The sequence below is a fragment of the Sphingomonas adhaesiva genome, from assembly GCF_036946305.1.
GTDB lineage: Bacteria > Pseudomonadota > Alphaproteobacteria > Sphingomonadales > Sphingomonadaceae > Sphingomonas > Sphingomonas adhaesiva_B.
Genome location: NZ_JAQIJJ010000006.1, coordinates 1 through 17,876, shown reverse-complemented (window position 1 = coordinate 17,876; position 17,876 = coordinate 1). Strand labels below are relative to the sequence as shown.

The window sequence follows — 17,876 nt, the reverse complement described above, 5'->3', positions numbered from 1 at the left end:
ACGCTTCGCTCGCGAGGACGCACCTCCTAGCCGATGCGCCCGTGGCCACATGGATGCCGGATCAAGTCCGGCATGCCGGTCACTTCATCACCCGCTCGTCTCCGCGCAGCGTGAGCACTTCCACCCCGGTCGCGGTCACCGCGACGGTATGCTCGAATTGCGCCGACAATTTCCCGTCGGCCGTCACCACGGTCCAGCCGTCGTCGCGGGTCAGCGTCCGCCGCGTACCCTGATTGACCATCGGCTCGACCGTGAAGACCATGCCCTCGCGCAATAGCTCGCCCGTCCCCGGCCGACCGAAATTGAGCACCTCCGGCGCCTCGTGCATCTCGCGCCCGATGCCGTGGCCGCAGAATTCGCGCACCACCGAATAGCCGTTCTTCTTCGCATGCCGCTCGATCGCGGCCCCTACATCGCCCAGCCGCACGCCGGGGCGCACCGCGGCGATGCCCTTCCACATCGTCTCCTGCGCCACCTTGACCAGCCGGCGCGTCGCGGGCGGCACCTCGCCGACGATGTAGGTCTTGCTGGAATCGGCGATGAAGCCGTTCTTCTCCAGCGTGATGTCCAGGTTGATGATGTCGCCGTCGCGGATGATCTCCGCTCCATCGGGGACGCCGTGGCACACCACCTGGTTGATCGAGCAGTTGAGCACGAACTTGAACCCGTACTGCCCCTTGCTGGCGGGCCGCGCGGCGAGGTCGTCGGTTATGAACCGCTCCACCAGATCGTTGATCGCCAGCGTCGACATGCCCGCCAGCGACTGACGGTCCAGCATCTCGAACACCGACGCCAGCAGCCGTCCCGATATGCGCATCAGCGCCAGTTCGTCCGGGGTCTTGATCGGCGTCATGCCAGCGCCTTCCCCTCGCGCCCGGCCAGTTCGACGACATATTGCCACGCCACGCGCCCCGACCGGCTGCCGCGCCGCGTCGCCCATTGGATCGCATCGGCCGCATCGAACGGCAGCGCGTAGCGATCGGCATAGCCGCGCACGATCGCGCAATAGCCGTCCTGATCGACGACGTGGAAGCCGAGGCTCAGTCCGAAGCGGTCCGCCAGCGCCATCTGGTCGTCGATCGAGTCGCGCGGGTTGATCGCGCTTTCCTGTTCGCGGATGTCGCGCGTTACCAGATGGCGGCGGTTGGAGGTGACGATCAGCCGCGCGTTCGCCGGTCGCGCCTCCGCCCCGCCCTCCAATAGCGAGCGCAGTACGCGCGCATCCGCCGCCGCGTCAAAGCCGAGATCGTCGAGGAAGATCGCGAACGTGCGCGGTGTCCGCGCCAGCGTGTCGAACAGCCGCGGCAGCGTGTCGAGCCGGTCCGCCGCCACCTCGACCAGCGCCAGCGCACCGCCGTCGCCCTGCACCGCGCCGACCGTCGCCTTCACCAGCGCCGACTTGCCGGTGCCGCGCGCGCCCCACAACAGCGCATCCTGCGCAGGGAGCCGCGCCGCCAGACGGCGCATGTTCTCGACCAACGCCTCCTTCTGCATTTCCACGCCGCGCAGCATGTCAAGCGGCAGCGGGCGGAAGTCGCGCGCCGAGGCCAGCGCCCCGTCGCGCCAGACATAGGCGGGGTGCGCGGCGGCATCCGCCGCGGCGGGCGGCGGCGGGGACAGCCGCTCCAGCGCGGCGGCGATACGGTCGAGCGGATCGGTCATCACCTCCGCGCTACCCGGCCTCGTCGCGCGGCTCAACCCGGCGGCAGGCTCTCCAGCAGCTGCCGTGCCGCCGCGCCGTCGGGCGAGCGCATCAGCGTGGTCAGCAACCCGCGCGCCTCCGCATCGCGCCCCGCCTCCACCAGCGCCTGCGCGCGGTGCCAGCGGATGCGCAGGTCGTCGGGCGCGATCGCCGATGCCTTGTCGAGCAGCGCCAGCGCCCCGGTCGCATCGCCGCGCCCCAGCAGCGCCTGCCCCCATGCATCGCTCGCCATCGCGCTCATCGGCTGCAGGCGATAGGCGGCGCGCGCGATCGGCAGCGCGGTGGCGGGATCGTCCGCCGCGACATAGGCGTCGGCCAGCGCCGCCATCACCACCACGTCGCGCCCGCCCAGCGCACCGCGCAGCCGCTCCAGCGTGTCGATCGCCTCGTCGTCGTCCGCCGCCCGCTGAAGGCCGGCGAGTGCACGCCGGGCGACGACATTCTGCGGGTTCTGCGCCAGATACAGCGCCAGCGCGTCGGCGGCGCCGGTCCGGTCGCCCGCCAGCACGCGCGCCTCGACCAGCCGCAACAGCACCGGCTGATCGAAGCGCAGGTCGGCGGCGCGCGCATAGCTCGCCGCCGCGCCGCCCGCCCGATGGAGCGCGATCAGCACGTCGCCCTCCAGCACATGCGCCGCCGGGGCACCCGGAGACTGGCGCACCAGCCGCTGCGCCGCCGCCAGTGCCTCGCCGCCACGACTCTGTTCCAGCAGGCCGCGCACCAGCGACACCGCGGCGCGCGGATCGCCCGGCGCGTCGGCCACCGCCTCCGCCAGTACCGCGGCGCTGTCGTCCTGCCCGAACGGCGCCGCCATCGTCGCGCCGGGGTTGGCGGCGCGATCCAGGAAGCGCGCCGCCCAGTCGCGCTTGCCCTGCGCCTCGAACGCGCGCCCGACCAGCCCCAGCGTATAGCTGTCGGCGTCCGCGCGCAGCGCGATCGGCCGTAGCACGTCGAGCGCCCCACCCGCATCGCCCGACCGCAGCAGCGCGGCGCCCAGCAACCGGCGCGCGGTCACGTTCATCGGCTGGATGCCGATCAACGCGCGCCACTTCACCACCGCCTGTTCGTAGCGCCCGGCGGCATAGTCGACCCCGCCCGACAGCAGCAGCCCGCCCGGCAGTCCGTTCAGCGCGCCGCCGGTGCGATCCAGCAACTGCCCCGCGAGCGCCATATTGCCCGCGCGCGCCGCGATCGTGGCGAGCAGGTACAGGGCGGGCGCGCTGTCGCGCCGCACCGCCAGCGCGCGCCGCGCCGCGGCGACGGCATCCGCGCTGCGCCCCATGTCCCCCAGCGTGCCGGCATATTCGATCAGCGCGGGGTGATAATAAGCATCCAGCCGCAACGCCGCCTCGAACCACGGCACCGCCGCGTTCAGGCCATAGCGGCTGCGCATCACCTCGCCCGCCAGTACCAGTGCCGCCGGATAGCGGCGGTCCAGCGCTACAGCCCGTGATGCCGCCTGCGTCGCCCCACCGACATCGCCGACATCGAGCCGGATCCGCCCCAGATCGGTCCATGCCGCGGCATCGTCCGGCGTGCGGGCCAGCACCGCCTGCAATGTCGCCATCGCCGTGGGTGCATCGCCCTGATCGGCGAGCGCGCGCGCCTTTGCCCGCAGCGCGACGGGATCGTCGCCTGCGCCCGCAGCCGCGGCGAGCGCGCCGGCGGCATCACCCTGCGCCTGGGCCGCGGCGGCCTGCCACGGCGCCAGCGTCGCGGCGGCGATGCCCGCGGCCGCGGCGCGATCCAGTGCGCCCTGCGCGGGCACGCCCTCGCCCAGCAGCAGCCACGTCCGCGCGAGCGCCAGCTGTGCCGCGCCGTTCGCGGGCTGTGTAGCGACGGCGGCGAGGAAGTGGTTGCGCGCGGCAGAATAATTGCCGCGCGCCCAGGCCGCCTGCCCCTCGCGCATCGCCGTCGCCGGATCGACGCGATCCGCCCGCCGCGCCAGCGCGACGATCGCGATCGCGGCCAGCATCAGCGCCGCGATCACCCCGATCGCGCGCCATCGAAGCAGGGTGCGCGACGGCCGCGGTCGCACCGGCTGCGCCAGCGGCCCCTCACGCATGCAGGTCGTAGCCCTTTAGCAGATCGTACAGGGTTGGGCGGCTCACCCCCAGCAGCCGCGCGGTGCCGGAGATATTGCCGTCCGCCTGCACCAGCGCGCGGCGGATCGCGCCGCGATCGGCCGCCTCGCGCACCGCGCGCAGGTTCAGCGGCATCGCGCCTCCATCGGGTTCCGCCAGATCGAGGTCGGCGGCGGTGGCGAGCTTCCCCTCCGCCATGATGACCGCGCGCTTCACCCGGTTTTCCAGCTCGCGCACGTTGCCGGGCCAGCCCCACGCATCGATCGCCGCCAGCGCATCGGTGGAGAAACCGGTTACCGCGCTGCCCGAGGCGCGCGCGAATTTCGCCAGGAAATGCCGCGCCAGCAGCGCCGCATCGCCGCTACGCGCCGCCAGCGCCGGGATCCGCACGACGATCTCGGCCAGCCGGTAATACAGATCCTCGCGAAAGCGGCCGTCGGTCACCATCGCATCCACGTCCTGATGCGTGGCGCACACGATACGCGTGTCGACCGCGATCGGCCGCCGTCCCCCGACACGCTCCACCACGCGTTCCTGCAGGAAGCGCAGCAGCTTCACCTGTAACGGCAGCGGCACGTCGCCGATCTCGTCGAGGAACAATGTGCCGCCATCGGCCTGTTCGATCTTGCCCGGCGTGGTCTTCACTGCGCCGGTGAACGCGCCTTTCTCATGCCCGAACAGCTCGCTTTCCAGCAGCGTTTCCGGGATCGCGGCGCAGTTGATCGCGACGAACGGCGCATCGCGCCGCGGCGAAGCGTCGTGCAGCCCGCGCGCGAGCAGCTCCTTGCCCGTCCCGCTGGCGCCCAGCAGCATGACGGTGATGTCGGCGCGCGCCAGGCGCTCGATCATGCGCGTCACCTTCAGCATCTCGGGCGCTGCGGTGACCAGCCCGCCGAGTCCCGCGCTGCCATCTACCCGCGCCGCCAGCCGCCGGTTCTCCGCCTCCAGCGCATGGACATGGAAGGCGCGCGCCACGATCAGCCCCAATTGGTCGATATCGATCGGCTTCTGGTAGAAATCCCACGCCCCGCCCGCGATCGCCGCCAGCGCCGATTCGCGTGCGCCGTGGCCGGACGCGACGATCACCTTCGTATCCGGCTTCAGCGCCAGTATCTCTGCCAGCGTCGCCATCCCCTCGGTCGTGCCCTCCGGATCGGGCGGCAGCCCCAGGTCCAGCGTCACCACCTGTGGTTCGTGCAGCCGCAGCGCCTCGATCGCGGCGGCGCGGTCGCCCGCGACCACCACCTCATAGCCGTCATAGGCCCAGCGCAACTGGCGCTGGAGCCCGATATCGTCCTCGACGATCAGCAGGACGGGTCGTTCGCCGCTCATGCCGCCGCCTCCATCGCCACCGCGCGCGGCAGGACGACGCGAAAGCGCGTCCCCTCCCCTTCGCGGCTTTCCACCTCCAGCCGCCCCTGCATCGCCTCGACCAATTGCCGCGCCTCGAACGCGCCCAGCCCGAACCCGGTCGGCTTGCTGGACACGAACGGACGGAACAGTCCGTCGCGCACGAAGGCGGGCGTCATGCCGTCGCCGTGGTCGGTCACCTCGATCATCACCTCGTCTCCGCGTTCCGCGACCGTCAGCACGACCGCCGACCCGGCGGGGCTCGCCTCCACCGCATTCTGGATCAGGTGCCCCATCACCGTCTCCAGCGCCGCCGCATCGGCGACCGCCCATGCCTCGCCCGTGGCCGCCACGGTCACCGGATGCTGCGCGCGACGCGCCGCCGCCAGCCGCTGCGCCAGCGCGGCGATCGCCACCGTGCCCCGCTCCGCCCCCGCGGTGCCGCTCGGCCGCTGTGACAGCCGCGCCAGCAGCGTCGTCATGCGCTGCGCCGTGTCCTGCAGCGTCGCGATCATATCGGCGCGGAACGCGGGATTGTCGGCATGGCGCTCCGCATTGCGCGCCACCAGCGCCATCTGGCTCACCAGATTCTTCATGTCGTGCAGGATAAAGGCGAAGCGGCGGTTGAACTCCTCGAACCGCTGTGCCTCGGCCAGCGCGCCATGCGCGGCATCCTCCGCCAGATAGCTCGCCACCTGCCGCCCGGCGACGCCCAGCAGGTCGAAATCCTCCCAGTCGAGCGACCGGGTCAGCGGCGGGCGCGTCAGCACGATCGCGCCGACCAGCCGGTCGACGTGGATCAGCGGCACCAGCGCCCAGGCGGCGCCCCAGTCGCGCATCCAACGAGGAATGGTCGCGCGCTCCTCCGCCGGCGCGCGCTCGTCGCGCACCGCATCCAGATCGACGATGCGACGCGTCTCCTGCAAACGGCGGACCAGCGCGGCATCGCCCGCGATATCGGGCGCGCCGTCGCAGCGCCACGCCGCGCGTGCCGCCAGCCCGTCGTCGCGCACGGTCAGCAGCACGCCCGCGGGCGATGCGGTCATGTCCGCCATCGCCTTCACGACCCGCACGTCGAGCGTATCGGCGGCACCGCCCGGCATCCCCAGCGTGTCGGTGAAGCGCAGCCATTCGGTGCGATAGTCGTAGCGATGACGGAACAGGTGCTTGGCCACCACCACCTTCGCCCAGGCGCGCAGCCACGGCGTCGATGCCAGCGTCAGCACGCTCGCGGCGGTGCCGAAGACGAACGCGGTCTGCACGATCCGCGCATGGTCGCCCGCCAGCGACCCCAGATAGCCCATCGCGATCCCGCTCGCGATCACGTACAGGCCGACGCTGACCGCGATGATCGCCTGCACCGTGATCGTCCGCGATGCGCGGATCGTGTCGCCATCGCCACGATGCGCGGCAAAGGCGACCAGCGGCGCCACCGCCACCATCACCGCGCCGCGCGCGACCGTCAGTGCAGGGTGCCGCCCCTCGGTGATCGAGGCGATCAGGTCGACGGTCAGGTCGGTCGTCCACATCAGCGCCAGCGCGGCGACGATCACCTGCCGCCCGCCCGTGCCCTCCTCCATCGAGGCGCGCTGCACCAGCACCAGCGCCGCGACCGTGCCCAGTATCCGCAGCGTCAGCGCGGTCGAGGCCAGCAGCGCCATCGCCTCCGGCTGCGTCGTCGTTTCCGCTGCGATCGCGATCGCCGTCGCCAGCGCTATGCACCCCGCCGTCGCGGCATAGGCACCCAGCCGCGCGCCTGCCTCCCCGCCGCTGCCCGCGCGTGCCGCGACGGCGAGCACCGCCAGCCAGCCGAGATCGCGCAGCGCCCCCGCGGCGCGCGTGGCGATGTCATGGCTGCTGATCCCCGCCGTCGCCAGCGCCCATGCCGCCGTCGCAGTCGCCGCCCCCAGCATCAGCCACCGCGGCACCGCCAGCGCGCCATCGCGCGGATAGGTCGCCACCACGCCGCAGAACAGCAGCGCCACCAGCGCGTGGATCCAGATGACCGCGGTCGCGCTCACCATCTCAACGCGCCCCCTCGGGCCACAGGATCACGCGCAGCGTCTGGATCAGGATCAGCAGGTCGAGGAACGGCGAATAATTCTTCGCATAATACAGGTCGTATTCCAGCTTCTGGCGCGCATCCTCGATCGACGCACCATAGGGATAGTTGATCTGTGCCCAGCCGGTGATCCCCGGCTTCACCATATGGCGCTCCGCATAATAGGGGATGGCGCGGGTCAGGTCGGCGACGATCTCGGGCCGCTCGGGGCGCGGGCCGACGAAGCTCATCTCGCCCTTCAGCACGCTCCAGCATTGCGGCAGCTCGTCGATGCGCACCTTGCGGATCAGCCGCCCGACGCGAGTGATGCGCGGATCGTCCTGCGCCGCCCATACCGGGAAGCCCGCGGCCTCCGCATCGCGCCGCATCGAGCGCAGCTTCACGATCTCGAACGTCTGGTTATACAGCCCGACGCGGCGCTGGCGATAGAAGGCGGGGCCGGGCGTCTCCAGCCGGATCGCGACCGCGGCGAGCAGGATGATCGGGAAGGTCGTGCACAGCAGGGCCAGACTGGCGATCACGTCGAACGCGCGCTTCGCCACCGCCGACAGCAGCCGGCCGGAGGAGAAGCCGTCGGAGAAGATCAGCCACGACGGATTGATGCTCTGCAGATCGACGCGCCCCGTCTCGCGCTCAAGGAAGGTGGAGATTTCGCAGACCATCACCCCCGTGGTCTTCACCCGCAACAGGTCGCCTAGCGGCAGCGCGTTGCGACGTTCCTCGATCGCCAGCACCAGCTCCGACGCACGCAACGCCAGGACGTGATCCGCCAGATTGGTGATCGCGCCGCGCGCGCGCGCCTCCGGCACCGCGATCTGCGGCGTGTCCATCGCGATATAGCCGGCAACGGTGAAGTTCGCCCCCGGGCGCGCGGCCAGCGTGCGGATCCGCGCCGCCTGCGGCCCGGCGCCCAGCACCACGACCCGGCGCCGCATCGCCTCCCCGCCGATGATGCTCCCCGCCGCCAGCCGGATCGCGATCAGCGCGGTGACCGACACGATCATCGCGTAGAACAGGTTGGACCGCCAGAAGGTGATCGCCGGCACCAGGAAGAAGATCACCGAAAGGAAGATGATCCCCAGCGACACCGCCACCAGCAGCCGCGACGTGGCGAAGCGCAGCGACCGCAGCGCGCCGGGGCCATAGGCGCCGACCGCGACCATCGCGACCTGCAACGGGATGGCGAACGACAGCAGTTGCGGGATGCGGGTATGCAGTCCTTCGGTCTCCATCCCGATCTGCCACGCGCGGACCTGCCATCCGGCCTCGGCCGCGATCAGCAGCAGGACGAAATCCAGCACGCCCAGCAGGAGCACCGCATTGGGTACGTAATGCTTGAAGAGGCGAACCATCCGGGAACGGGATCCTGCGGGCGACGTGGGGGCCGCCCGTCTATCGCCGCAATTGGCAAAGAAAGGCTGAATGCGTAGGGAGCTACGCGGCACGCCACGGGTTATGGGCCGGTTGTGGCGCTGCCGGCGCCGTCGCGCCGGAAAACGGGGGAAGCATTACGTGACGCAGATCGTGCCGGTGATCCTGTCTGGCGGGTCGGGAACCCGCCTGTGGCCCATGTCGCGCCCGGAGCGGCCCAAGCAGTTCCTGCCGCTGACGGCGGAGGCGACGATGCTGCAGCTCACCGCGGGCCGCGCGCAGGGCGAGGCGTTCGCCGCGCCGATCGTCGTCGCCAATGCCGCACATGCCGATCAGGTCGAGACGCAGCTCGCCACCGCGGGGGCGCAGGCGCAGGCGGTGATCCTGGAACCGATGGGGCGCAACACCGCGCCGGCAATCGCACTCGCCGCGCTGTCCGCGCCGGGCGACAGCGCGCTGCTGGTGATGCCGTCGGACCATGTCATCGCCGATGTCGATGCCTTTCACGCCGCGATCCACGCCGCGCTGCCGCTGGTGGAGGACGGCTGGCTCGTCACCTTCGGCATCACGCCAGACGCGCCGGAAACCGGCTATGGCTATATCAAGGTCGGCGACGAGATCGCGCCGGGCGTCCATCGCGTCGCGCGTTTCGTGGAGAAGCCGCAGCGTGAGGTCGCCGCGGCGATGGTCGCGTCGGGCGATCATGCGTGGAACGGCGGGATCTTCCTGTTCCGCGCCGATGCCTTCGTCACCGCGCTGCGGACCTTCTGCCCCGACATGGTCGATGCGGTCGAACGATCGCTGACCCACGCGCGGCGCGACGGCGTGCGCGTATTCCCGGATGCCGACGCCTTCGCCGCCTCGCCCTCGGACTCGATCGACTATGCGGTCATGGAAAAGGCGGATCGCGTCGCGGTGGTGCCGGTGACGATGGGGTGGAGCGACGTGGGCAGCTGGGATGCGTTGCACGCGATCAGCGATCGCGACGATGGCGGCAACGTCACCCATGGCGAGGTCGTGATGCTGGACAGCCGCAACTGCCTGGCGCGCAGCGACGGGATCAAGGTCGCGATGGTCGGCGTCGACGACCTGATCGTTGTCGCCAGTGGCAACGACGTGCTGATCCTGCCGCGCGGGCGCAGCCAGGACGTCAAGCTGCTGCTCGACGCGATGAAGAACGGCTGAGCCGCGCTCACCCGCTCATCAGCCATGCCCAGCATCCCGCCAGCCCGGCGCAGCCCAGCAATAGCTGCGGCGGGCGCAGCCGCGCGAAATGCGCCGGCGCGTCGCCGGCCAGCGCGGCACGGCGGTCGAGCAATGCCGCCAGCGCATAGCCGGCCGCCAGCAGCGCCAGCGCGATCGCCGCGCGCGAGACGATCAGCGCCAGCCCGGCGATCGTGACATAGGCGACCGCCGCCGCGATCTCGACCGCGGTGGAGGCGCGCGGCGTGGCGAAGCCGAACCCGCGCCGTACCCCGCCGATGAACGACAGGATCAGCGCGGCCCAGACGATCGCGAGCTGGATCGCCAGTACCGGCCACCCGCCGGGAAGCGTCCATGCGCCGATCGCCGCCGCGACGAGCGGCAGCATGGGGCCAAAACCGAAGACGAGGCTGTCGAGCGGAATGCGCGGCGATCGATCCATCCGCGCCGAACGCACGACGCGGCGATCAGTCTCGCGCGAAGATCTCGGCGTGCCACACGCCGTCGGCCGTGCGGTGGACACGCCGGATACGCTCGCCATCGGGGTCAATGAGGATGACCTCGCTGGTGCCGGGAAGTGCCTTATATTCCTCCAGCTTGACCTTCTGGTCCTTGGCGGCGGTGGAGGGTGATAGAACCTCGAACACCACGGTCGGATCGCCGAGCAGTCGATCCTTGTCCTTCGTGCGATCGGCCGGATCGTTGCGATAGAGACTGACGTCCGGAAAGCGAATCGTCCGTTTACCCGTCCGTACCGCAAGGTTGCAGCCGTATGGCCGGTACCCTTTGCCGCGTAGCGCGACGCGCAGCGCGGCCAACAGATTACCTGCGACGCGCGAATGCTGCTCCGTCGCGCCGGCCATCGTGCAGATCAGACCGTCCTCAAGCTCCGCCCTGGTATCGTCGAGATCCATGTCGAGGAATTGCTCGACGGTAAGGCGACGATCAGCGGGCTCTAGGGGGACCATGCCACAAACCTAGCGAGGTCGAGCCTGTGAACAAAGGGCCGGCGGATCGCTCCGCCGGCCCTTCGTCTGTGGCTGGCAGCGGCGAAGCCGCTGCTGGACGTCGGACGGGATCGGCGTTGCCGACCCGCCGGCCGTTCTGATTTTCTGTCCGGGGCAGCGTTCGCTGCCCCGGTCGAAAATCAGAAGTCCATCCCGCCCATGCCGCCGCCGGGCATCGCCGGCATCGCGGGCTTGTCCTCGGGCAGCTCGGCCACGGTGGCTTCCGTGGTGATGAGCAGGCCCGCGACCGACGCCGCATTCTGCAGCGCGGTGCGCACGACCTTGGTCGGGTCGATCACGCCAGCGGCCACCAGGTTCTCGTACACGTCGGTCGACGCGTTGAAGCCGAACGACGTGTCGTTCTGGTCGAGCAGCTTGCCCGACACCACCGCACCGTCGTGACCGGCGTTCTGCGCGATCTGGCGCACCAGCGCGGTCAGCGACTTGCGGACGATGTCGACGCCGCGGGTCTGGTCGTCGTTGACGCCCTTGACGCCTTCCAGCGCCTTCGACGCATACAGCAGCGCGGTGCCGCCGCCCGGGACGATGCCTTCCTCGACCGCGGCGCGGGTCGCATGCAGCGCGTCGTCGACGCGATCCTTGCGCTCCTTCACCTCGACCTCGGTCGCACCGCCGACCTTGATGACGGCCACGCCGCCGGCCAGCTTCGCCAGACGCTCCTGCAGCTTCTCGCGGTCATAATCGGAGGTCGTGACCTCGATCTGCTGACGGATCGCCTCGGTGCGGCCCTTGATCGACTCGGCGTCACCCGCACCATCGACGATGGTGGTGTTGTCCTTGTCGATCGTCACGCGCTTGGCGGTGCCCAGCATGCCGAGCGTCACGGTCTCCAGCTTGATGCCGAGATCCTCGCTGACGACCTCGCCCTTGGTCAGGATCGCGATGTCTTCCAGCATCGCCTTGCGACGATCGCCGAAGCCCGGCGCCTTGACCGCTGCGACCTTCAGGCCGCCGCGCAGCTTGTTGACGACCAGCGTCGCCAGCGCCTCGCCCTCGATGTCCTCGGCGATGATCAGCAGCGGACGACCCGACTGCACCACCGCTTCCAGGATCGGGAGCATCGACTGGAGGTTCGACAGCTTCTTCTCGTGGATCAGGATGTACGGGTCGTTCAGCTCGACCTGCATCTTCTCCGGGTTGGTGATGAAGTACGGCGACAGGTAGCCGCGGTCGAACTGCATGCCCTCGACAACGTCCAGCTCGAACTCGAGGCCCTTGGCCTCCTCGACCGTGATGACGCCTTCCTTGCCGACCTTCTCCATCGCTTCCGCGATCTTCTCGCCGACCTCACGGTCGCCGTTGGCGGAGATGATGCCGACCTGCGCGACTTCCTGCGAACCCGACACGGGCTTCGAACGCGCCTTGATGTCCTCGACGACCTTGCCGACCGCCAGGTCGATGCCGCGCTTCAGGTCCATCGGGTTCATGCCCGCGGCCACCGAGCGCATGCCCTCGCGGACGATCGCCTGCGCCAGAACGGTCGCGGTGGTGGTGCCGTCGCCGGCGACGTCGTTGGTCTTCGAGGCCACTTCGCGCACCATCTGCGCGCCCATGTTCTCGAACTTGTCCTTCAGCTCGATCTCCTTGGCGACCGACACACCGTCCTTGGTGATGCGCGGCGCGCCGAAGCTCTTGTCGATCACGACGTTGCGGCCCTTCGGCCCGAGCGTCACCTTGACCGCATCGGCCAGGATGTCGACGCCCTTCAGAATGCGCTCGCGCGCGTCGCGCGAGAATTTCACGTCCTTGGCTGCCATGAGGCTACCCTTTCAAGAAACTGTTGGTTCGAAAGTTGACGAAGTTGACGGCATTCAATGGCGGGGCATTCCCGCCATACCGGCCGTTCGAACGTCTCAGGCGATGATGCCGAGGATGTCCGATTCCTTCATGATCAGCAGGTCTTCGCCGTTCACCTTGACCTCGGTGCCCGACCACTTGCCGAACAGGATGCGGTCGCCGGCCTTCACGTCCAGCGGCGAGACCTCGCCCTTGTCGTTCTTGGCGCCGGCACCGGCGGCGACGACCTCGCCCTCCTGCGGCTTCTCCTTGGCGGTGTCGGGGATGATGATCCCGCCGGCCGTCTTCTCCTCCGCTTCGACGCGGCGGACCAGAACACGGTCGTGCAACGGACGAAAGTTCATTGCTGTTACCTCTTTATGAAGGCGTGTGACACTTTTTTGGCACTCCCTCGTGGAGAGTGCCAGCGCGGCGCATATGTGGACGTGTCCCGGCGCGGTCAACGCCGCGCGCGAAATTTTTCGGAACTTTTCGGTCAAGCCGTGCGGGGGACGAGGCCGAGCCGTTCGCGCGCCGACCAGCGCCACAGCAGCAGGATCGACACCACCAGCAGTCCCGCCGCCAGCCCGATCCAGATGCCCAGGCCCTGCATGCCGAAGTGGAAGCCTAACAACACCGCGACGCCGAAGCCGACGAGCCAGTATCCTGCGCCCGCGATCAGCATCGGCACGCGCGTGTCCTGCAATCCGCGCAACGCGCCCGCCGCGACCACCTGCAATCCGTCGAACAACTGGAACATCGCCGCGACCGCCAGATATTGCACCGCCAGCGTCACCAGCCGCGCGTTCTCCGGCGCCTGCGCATCGACATAGGCCGACACGAACAGCCGCGGCGCGATCCACAGCATCGCCGCCGCCAGCGTCATGAACGCGACGCACACCGCCACCGCCGTCCACCCGGCGCGCGCAACCCAGGCGGCATCGCGCGCGCCATAGGCCAGCCCGACGCGGATCGTCGCCGCCTGCGCCAGCCCGAACGGCACCTGGAACGTCACTGCCGCGATCTGCAGCGCGATGGCATGCGCCGCCACCTCGGTCACCCCGATCAACCCCATCAGGAACCCCGCGGAACTGAACAGCGCGCCCTCGAACGTCATGGTCAGCGCGATCGGCACGCCCAGCGACACGATCTGGCGCAGCCGCGTCCATTCCGGGCGCCACCATTTCCCGAACAGCCGGTAGCGCCGCAGCCGCGGATCTAGCAGCAGGATCAGGACATAGGCGCCCAGCATCGCCACCGTCGTGACGACGCTCGCCAGCGCCGATCCCTCCAGCCCCATCGCGGGAAAGCCGGCATGGCCGAACACCAGGAGCCAGTTGCCCAGGATGTTGACCGCCAGCGCCATGCCGGTGACGGCGGTCGCCCAGCCCGGTCGGCCCAGCGCCGCGGCCGTCACCCGCATCACCGATGCGGCGACCGCGGGAACCATCGCGAACAGCAGGATCGACAGGAACGCGCCGGTGCGCGCGGCGACCGCGGGATCCTGCCCGGTCATCAGCAGCACGCGCTCGCCATGCGCGAGCACGAGGACGAAGGGAATGCTGGCCGCGATGGACAGCCACAGCGCCATGCGGAACGAGCGCCGTACCTCGCGCACCGCGTGGCGGCGACGCCCCAGCTCGGCGGCGATGACCGGAGCGGCGGCACCGACGAGGCCGATCAGCGCCCACATCATCACGGAATAGAGATAGACGCCCAGCGTCGACGCGGCGAGCTCGCGCGTGCCCAGCCGCGCGACGAAGATCACGTCCACCGCATAGACCGCCATCTGGAGCAGGTTGGCCCCTACCAGCGGCCCCGCCAGCCGCAGCAGCCCGCGCAGCTCGGCCCCACCGTCGCGCGGCGCGCTTTCGGTCAGGGTGGAGGGGGCGACGGCGACATCCATGGTGACCGCGGCGATAGGCGCGATTGCAACGGAACGCCACCTCGTGGCGTATTGCTCGATTGATACACGTCGCGCTAGAGCGGCGGCGACGCTGTTCGAGGATGGACGAGACGATGAAGCTGGTGCGGGCCGCGTGGAAGCTGCTGGTGGGCATCAAGGACGCGCTGGTGCTCGCCGCCATGCTGCTGTTCTTCGGTGCGTTGTTCGCGGCGCTGAACAGTCGCGGGCGGCCCGGGACGATCCGCGACGGCGCGCTGCTGCTCGACCTCGACGGCCCGATCGTGGAACAGCCGCAGGAGGTGCAGCCGCTGGCGCTGCTCAGCGGGCGGCAGATCGGCAATCAGTATCGCCTGCGCGACGTGCTGCGCGCGATCGATGCGGCGCGCACCGACACGCGGGTGAAGGCGGTGGTGCTGGACCTCGATCGCTTCGGCGGCGCCTATCCCGCGGCGCTGGGCGAGGTACAGGATGCGCTGATGAAGGTGCGCGCATCGGGCAAGCCGGTGCTGGCCTATGCCACCGCCTATACCGATGGCGGCTATCGCCTCGCCGCCGCGGCGAGCGAGGTGTGGATGGACCCGATGGGGGGCATCCTGTTCACCGGGCCGGGCGGCAGCCAGCTGTTCTACAAGGGGCTGATCGACAAGCTGGGGGTCAACGCGCACGTCTATCGCGTCGGCCGCTTCAAGTCGGCGGTGGAGCCGTACCTGCGCACCGACCAGAGCGACGATTCGCGCGAGGCCAATCGCGTCCTCTACGCCGGGCTGCTCGATCAGTGGCGCGAAGGCGTCGCGCGGGCACGTCCCAGGGCGCAGGTGATGCCGCTGCTGACGCGTCCGGACCTAGTGGTGCAGGCGACCGGCGGCGATGTCGCACAGGCGAACCTGCGTGCGGGGCTGGTCGACAAGCTGGGCGACCGCATCGCCTTCGGCCGCCGCGTCGGCCAGATCGCGGGCCGCGACGCGTCGAAGCCCGCGGGTGCGTTCAACACCATCCGCTATCAGGCCTATGTCGATGCCGCGCCGCTGCCGTCGAAGGGCAAGATCGGCGTGCTGACCGTCGCCGGAGAGATCGTCGATGGCGAGGCCGCACCCGGCGGTGCGGGCGGCGATACCGTCTCCAAGCTGCTCTACACCGGGCTCGCCGATCAGGACCTGAAGGCGCTGGTGGTGCGGATCGATTCGCCGGGCGGATCGGTGCTCGCCTCGGAGAAAATCCGTCTGGCGGTACTGGCCGCGAAGCGCCGCGGTCTGCCGGTGGTCATCTCGATGGGCGGCATGGCCGCGTCGGGCGGCTATTGGGTGGCGACCGCGGGTGACACGATCTTCGCCGAACCCGGCACCGTCACTGGCTCGATCGGCATCTTCGCGGTGCTGCCGACGTTCGAGGGGACGCTGGCGAAGATCGGCTTGTCGGCCGATGGCGTGCGGACGACGCCGCTGTCGGGCCAGCCCGACGTGCTGGCGGGCACCAACCCGGTGCTGGACGCGGTGCTGCAATCCGGCGTCGAGCACGGCTATCGCGAGTTCCTGGCGCGCGTGTCCAAAGCGCGCAACATGCCGCCGGCGCGCGTCGACGAGATCGGTCAGGGCCGCGTCTGGCTGGGCGGGACCGCGCACCAGCTGCGGCTGGTCGACCGCTTCGGCGGGCTGGATGCCGCGATCGCGGAGGCGGCGCGCCGTGCGAAGCTGCCCGCGGACACGCCGGTGGTCTGGCTGGAGAAGAAGCCGGGCTTCGCCGCCGAACTGGCGAAGCGGATGACGTCCTCCGACCGCGACGATGCGGGCGCGCCGGCCGATGCGGTGGCGCGGCTCGCCTGGGCGCGGCAGCAGGCGATGGCGACCGCGCTGGGCGACGTGCGGCGGTTGCTGACCGGCAATGCCGGGGTGCGCGCGCAATGCCTGGAATGCGCCGGGCTGGGGCCGCTGCGCGCCGATGTGGCGGATCGCACGCTGCTGCAATTGGTGCTGGCCAAGGTCGGGCTATGATGTATCCCCGTGGGCGATGACCACGGGACCGATCACCATCCGCCCCGCGACCGCCGCCGATGCCGCCGCGATCGCCGCCATCTATGCCCCCTATGTGCTGTCGGGCACCGTCTCGTTCGAGACCGAGGCACCCGATGCGCGCCAGATCCGCGCGCGCATGGCGTCGTCGGACGGCCTCTACCCCTGGATCGTCGCCACCTCGGGCGATGACGGGGACGGGGCCGGTGTGCTCGCCTATGCTTATGCGACGCGGTTTCGCGACCGGCCCGCCTATCGCTATGTCGTGGAAACCTCGATCTATGTCGCCGCCGATACGCACGGCAACGGCGTCGGGCGGCTGTTGTACGAGGCGCTGGTCGACACGCTGCGCGCGCAGGGCTTCACCCAGGCGATCGGCGTCATCGCGCTGCCCAACGATCGTTCGATCACGCTGCACGAGGCGGTCGGCTTCCGCCGCGCCGGCGTCTATCGCGAGGTCGGCTACAAACAGGGCCGCTGGATCGACGTCGGCTTCTGGCAGTGCGAGCTGAACGACTCGGCGGTCCCCCCGGTCGAACCGCGCCCGTTCAGCGAGACGGGCGTGGTACGGGACTGACGAAGAAGGCCTTCCCCACGTCCGTTCGTGCTGAGGAGGCATTGAGCCTGTCGAAATGCCGTCTCGAAGCACATTCGTGGCGCCTACCCTTCGAGACGAGGCTTCGACAGGCTCAGCCTCTCCTCAGGGCGAACGGAGGAAATGTAGGTGCGCGAACACCTACCCCTCCCCATAAGCGGGCAGCGCCAGCTTCCACCGGATCGCCGCGGCGCGCAGCGCGAATCCGGCCGCCCCTGCCCCGCCGGCGGCGACCCATGCATCGACCCCCAGCACCCGCAGCGCCACGTACAGCCCGGCGGCCAGCGCCGCCGCGGTGACATACAATTCCGGCCGCATCAGGATCGACGGTTCCTGCGCCAGCACGTCGCGGATGATCCCGCCGACGCAGCCCGTCACCACCCCCATCAGCGCGGCGGGCAGCGGCGGCACGCCATAGCCCAGCGCCTTGGCCGCGCCATAGACAGCGTAGGCCGCCAGCCCGACCGCATCGAACCAGTCGAGCGCGGCGCCGCGCCACCAGCGTTCCGGCGTGCTCCAGATGATCGCCGCCATCGCCAAGCAGACCCCGGCCCAGCGCGCGTCATGCACCCAGAAGACGGGCGCACCGATCAGCAGGTCGCGCACCGTGCCGCCGCCGACCCCGGTCACGAGCGCGAAGAAGGCGAGCGTCACCGGCGTCTGCCCACGCCGCGCCGCCGCCAGCGCGCCCGACGCCGCGAACACCGCCAGCCCCGCCGCATCCAGCCACGGCGCGAACGCGGGCAGCAGCACGTCTGGCGTCAGGACGGGCGGTGTCAGAATGGGCGGCGGC

The 17,876-nt window shown here is 70.2% G+C and carries 15 protein-coding genes; 3 read left to right on the top strand and 12 right to left on the bottom strand.

From position 1 onward, the window contains the following. Nucleotides 1-79: 79 nt before the first annotated feature. Genes map through PGN14_RS10690 form a run of 6 tightly spaced genes read right to left on the bottom strand, consistent with a single transcriptional unit; the run spans nt 80 to nt 8,550 of the window. Nucleotides 80-853, bottom strand: coding sequence for a type I methionyl aminopeptidase (gene map / locus PGN14_RS10715; protein WP_335299515.1), 774 nt, complete (start codon nt 851-853; stop codon nt 80-82). Next, entirely contained in the window at nt 850-1,662 is an 813-nt protein-coding gene (locus PGN14_RS10710; RefSeq protein WP_335299514.1) for an ATP-binding protein, read from the bottom strand. The genes map and PGN14_RS10710 overlap by 4 nt, the downstream gene beginning before the upstream one ends. Before the next feature lie 32 nt (nt 1,663-1,694). Next, nucleotides 1,695-3,767: a tetratricopeptide repeat protein gene (locus PGN14_RS10705; protein ID WP_335299513.1), complete on the bottom strand. Its 2,073-nt coding sequence runs from the start codon at nt 3,765-3,767 to the stop codon at nt 1,695-1,697. Next, nucleotides 3,760-5,118, bottom strand: coding sequence for a PEP-CTERM-box response regulator transcription factor (gene prsR, locus PGN14_RS10700; RefSeq protein ID WP_335299512.1), 1,359 nt, complete (start codon nt 5,116-5,118; stop codon nt 3,760-3,762). The genes PGN14_RS10705 and prsR overlap by 8 nt, the downstream gene beginning before the upstream one ends. Continuing rightward, nucleotides 5,115-7,160 (bottom strand): XrtA/PEP-CTERM system histidine kinase PrsK, encoded by a 2,046-nt coding sequence (prsK, locus tag PGN14_RS10695; RefSeq protein ID WP_335299511.1) that lies wholly within the window; start codon nt 7,158-7,160, stop codon nt 5,115-5,117. The genes prsR and prsK overlap by 4 nt, the downstream gene beginning before the upstream one ends. 1 nt (nt 7,161) lies before the next feature. Then, nucleotides 7,162-8,550 (bottom strand): TIGR03013 family XrtA/PEP-CTERM system glycosyltransferase, encoded by a 1,389-nt coding sequence (locus PGN14_RS10690; RefSeq protein ID WP_335299510.1) that lies wholly within the window; start codon nt 8,548-8,550, stop codon nt 7,162-7,164. Nucleotides 8,551-8,767: 217 nt separating this feature from the next. Between PGN14_RS10690 and PGN14_RS10685 the strand changes: the two genes are divergently transcribed. Further along, a complete protein-coding gene (locus tag PGN14_RS10685) occupies nt 8,768-9,754 on the top strand; it encodes a mannose-1-phosphate guanylyltransferase (protein WP_443019506.1) in 987 nt (328 codons plus the stop codon). Between the two features lie 7 nt (nt 9,755-9,761). Here PGN14_RS10685 and PGN14_RS10680 read toward each other — a convergent pair whose 3' ends face one another. The 5 genes from PGN14_RS10680 to PGN14_RS10660 all read right to left on the bottom strand — a co-directional run bounded on the left by PGN14_RS10680 (nt 9,762) and on the right by PGN14_RS10660 (nt 14,482). Further along, nucleotides 9,762-10,214, bottom strand: coding sequence for a DUF3429 domain-containing protein (locus PGN14_RS10680; protein ID WP_335299508.1), 453 nt, complete (start codon nt 10,212-10,214; stop codon nt 9,762-9,764). Nucleotides 10,215-10,239: 25 nt separating this feature from the next. Next, the gene (locus tag PGN14_RS10675; protein WP_335299507.1) at nt 10,240-10,740 is read right to left on the bottom strand and encodes a Uma2 family endonuclease; all 501 of its coding nucleotides are present in this window, start codon (nt 10,738-10,740) and stop codon (nt 10,240-10,242) included. Between the two features lie 179 nt (nt 10,741-10,919). Continuing rightward, nucleotides 10,920-12,557: a chaperonin GroEL gene (gene groL / locus PGN14_RS10670; protein ID WP_335299506.1), complete on the bottom strand. Its 1,638-nt coding sequence runs from the start codon at nt 12,555-12,557 to the stop codon at nt 10,920-10,922. Nucleotides 12,558-12,653: 96 nt separating this feature from the next. Next, nucleotides 12,654-12,941 (bottom strand): co-chaperone GroES, encoded by a 288-nt coding sequence (groES, locus tag PGN14_RS10665; RefSeq protein ID WP_335299780.1) that lies wholly within the window; start codon nt 12,939-12,941, stop codon nt 12,654-12,656. Between the two features lie 131 nt (nt 12,942-13,072). Beyond that, nucleotides 13,073-14,482: an MATE family efflux transporter gene (locus PGN14_RS10660; protein ID WP_335299505.1), complete on the bottom strand. Its 1,410-nt coding sequence runs from the start codon at nt 14,480-14,482 to the stop codon at nt 13,073-13,075. Between the two features lie 113 nt (nt 14,483-14,595). Here PGN14_RS10660 and sppA point away from each other — a divergent pair, with 113 nt between their 5' ends. Further along, on the top strand, nt 14,596-16,470 hold the full coding sequence (gene sppA / locus PGN14_RS10655) for a signal peptide peptidase SppA (protein ID WP_335299504.1): 1,875 nt from the start codon (nt 14,596-14,598) through the stop codon (nt 16,468-16,470). Between the two features lie 16 nt (nt 16,471-16,486). Next, nucleotides 16,487-17,065, top strand: a complete 579-nt coding sequence (locus tag PGN14_RS10650; RefSeq protein ID WP_335299503.1) for a GNAT family N-acetyltransferase — start codon at nt 16,487-16,489, stop codon at nt 17,063-17,065. A 159-nt stretch (nt 17,066-17,224) separates the two neighbouring features. Here the strand turns inward: PGN14_RS10650 and PGN14_RS10645 are convergent, their stop codons facing one another. After that, on the bottom strand, nt 17,225-17,848 hold the full coding sequence (locus tag PGN14_RS10645) for a trimeric intracellular cation channel family protein (RefSeq protein WP_335299779.1): 624 nt from the start codon (nt 17,846-17,848) through the stop codon (nt 17,225-17,227). Between the last annotated feature and the right edge of the window lie 28 nt (nt 17,849-17,876).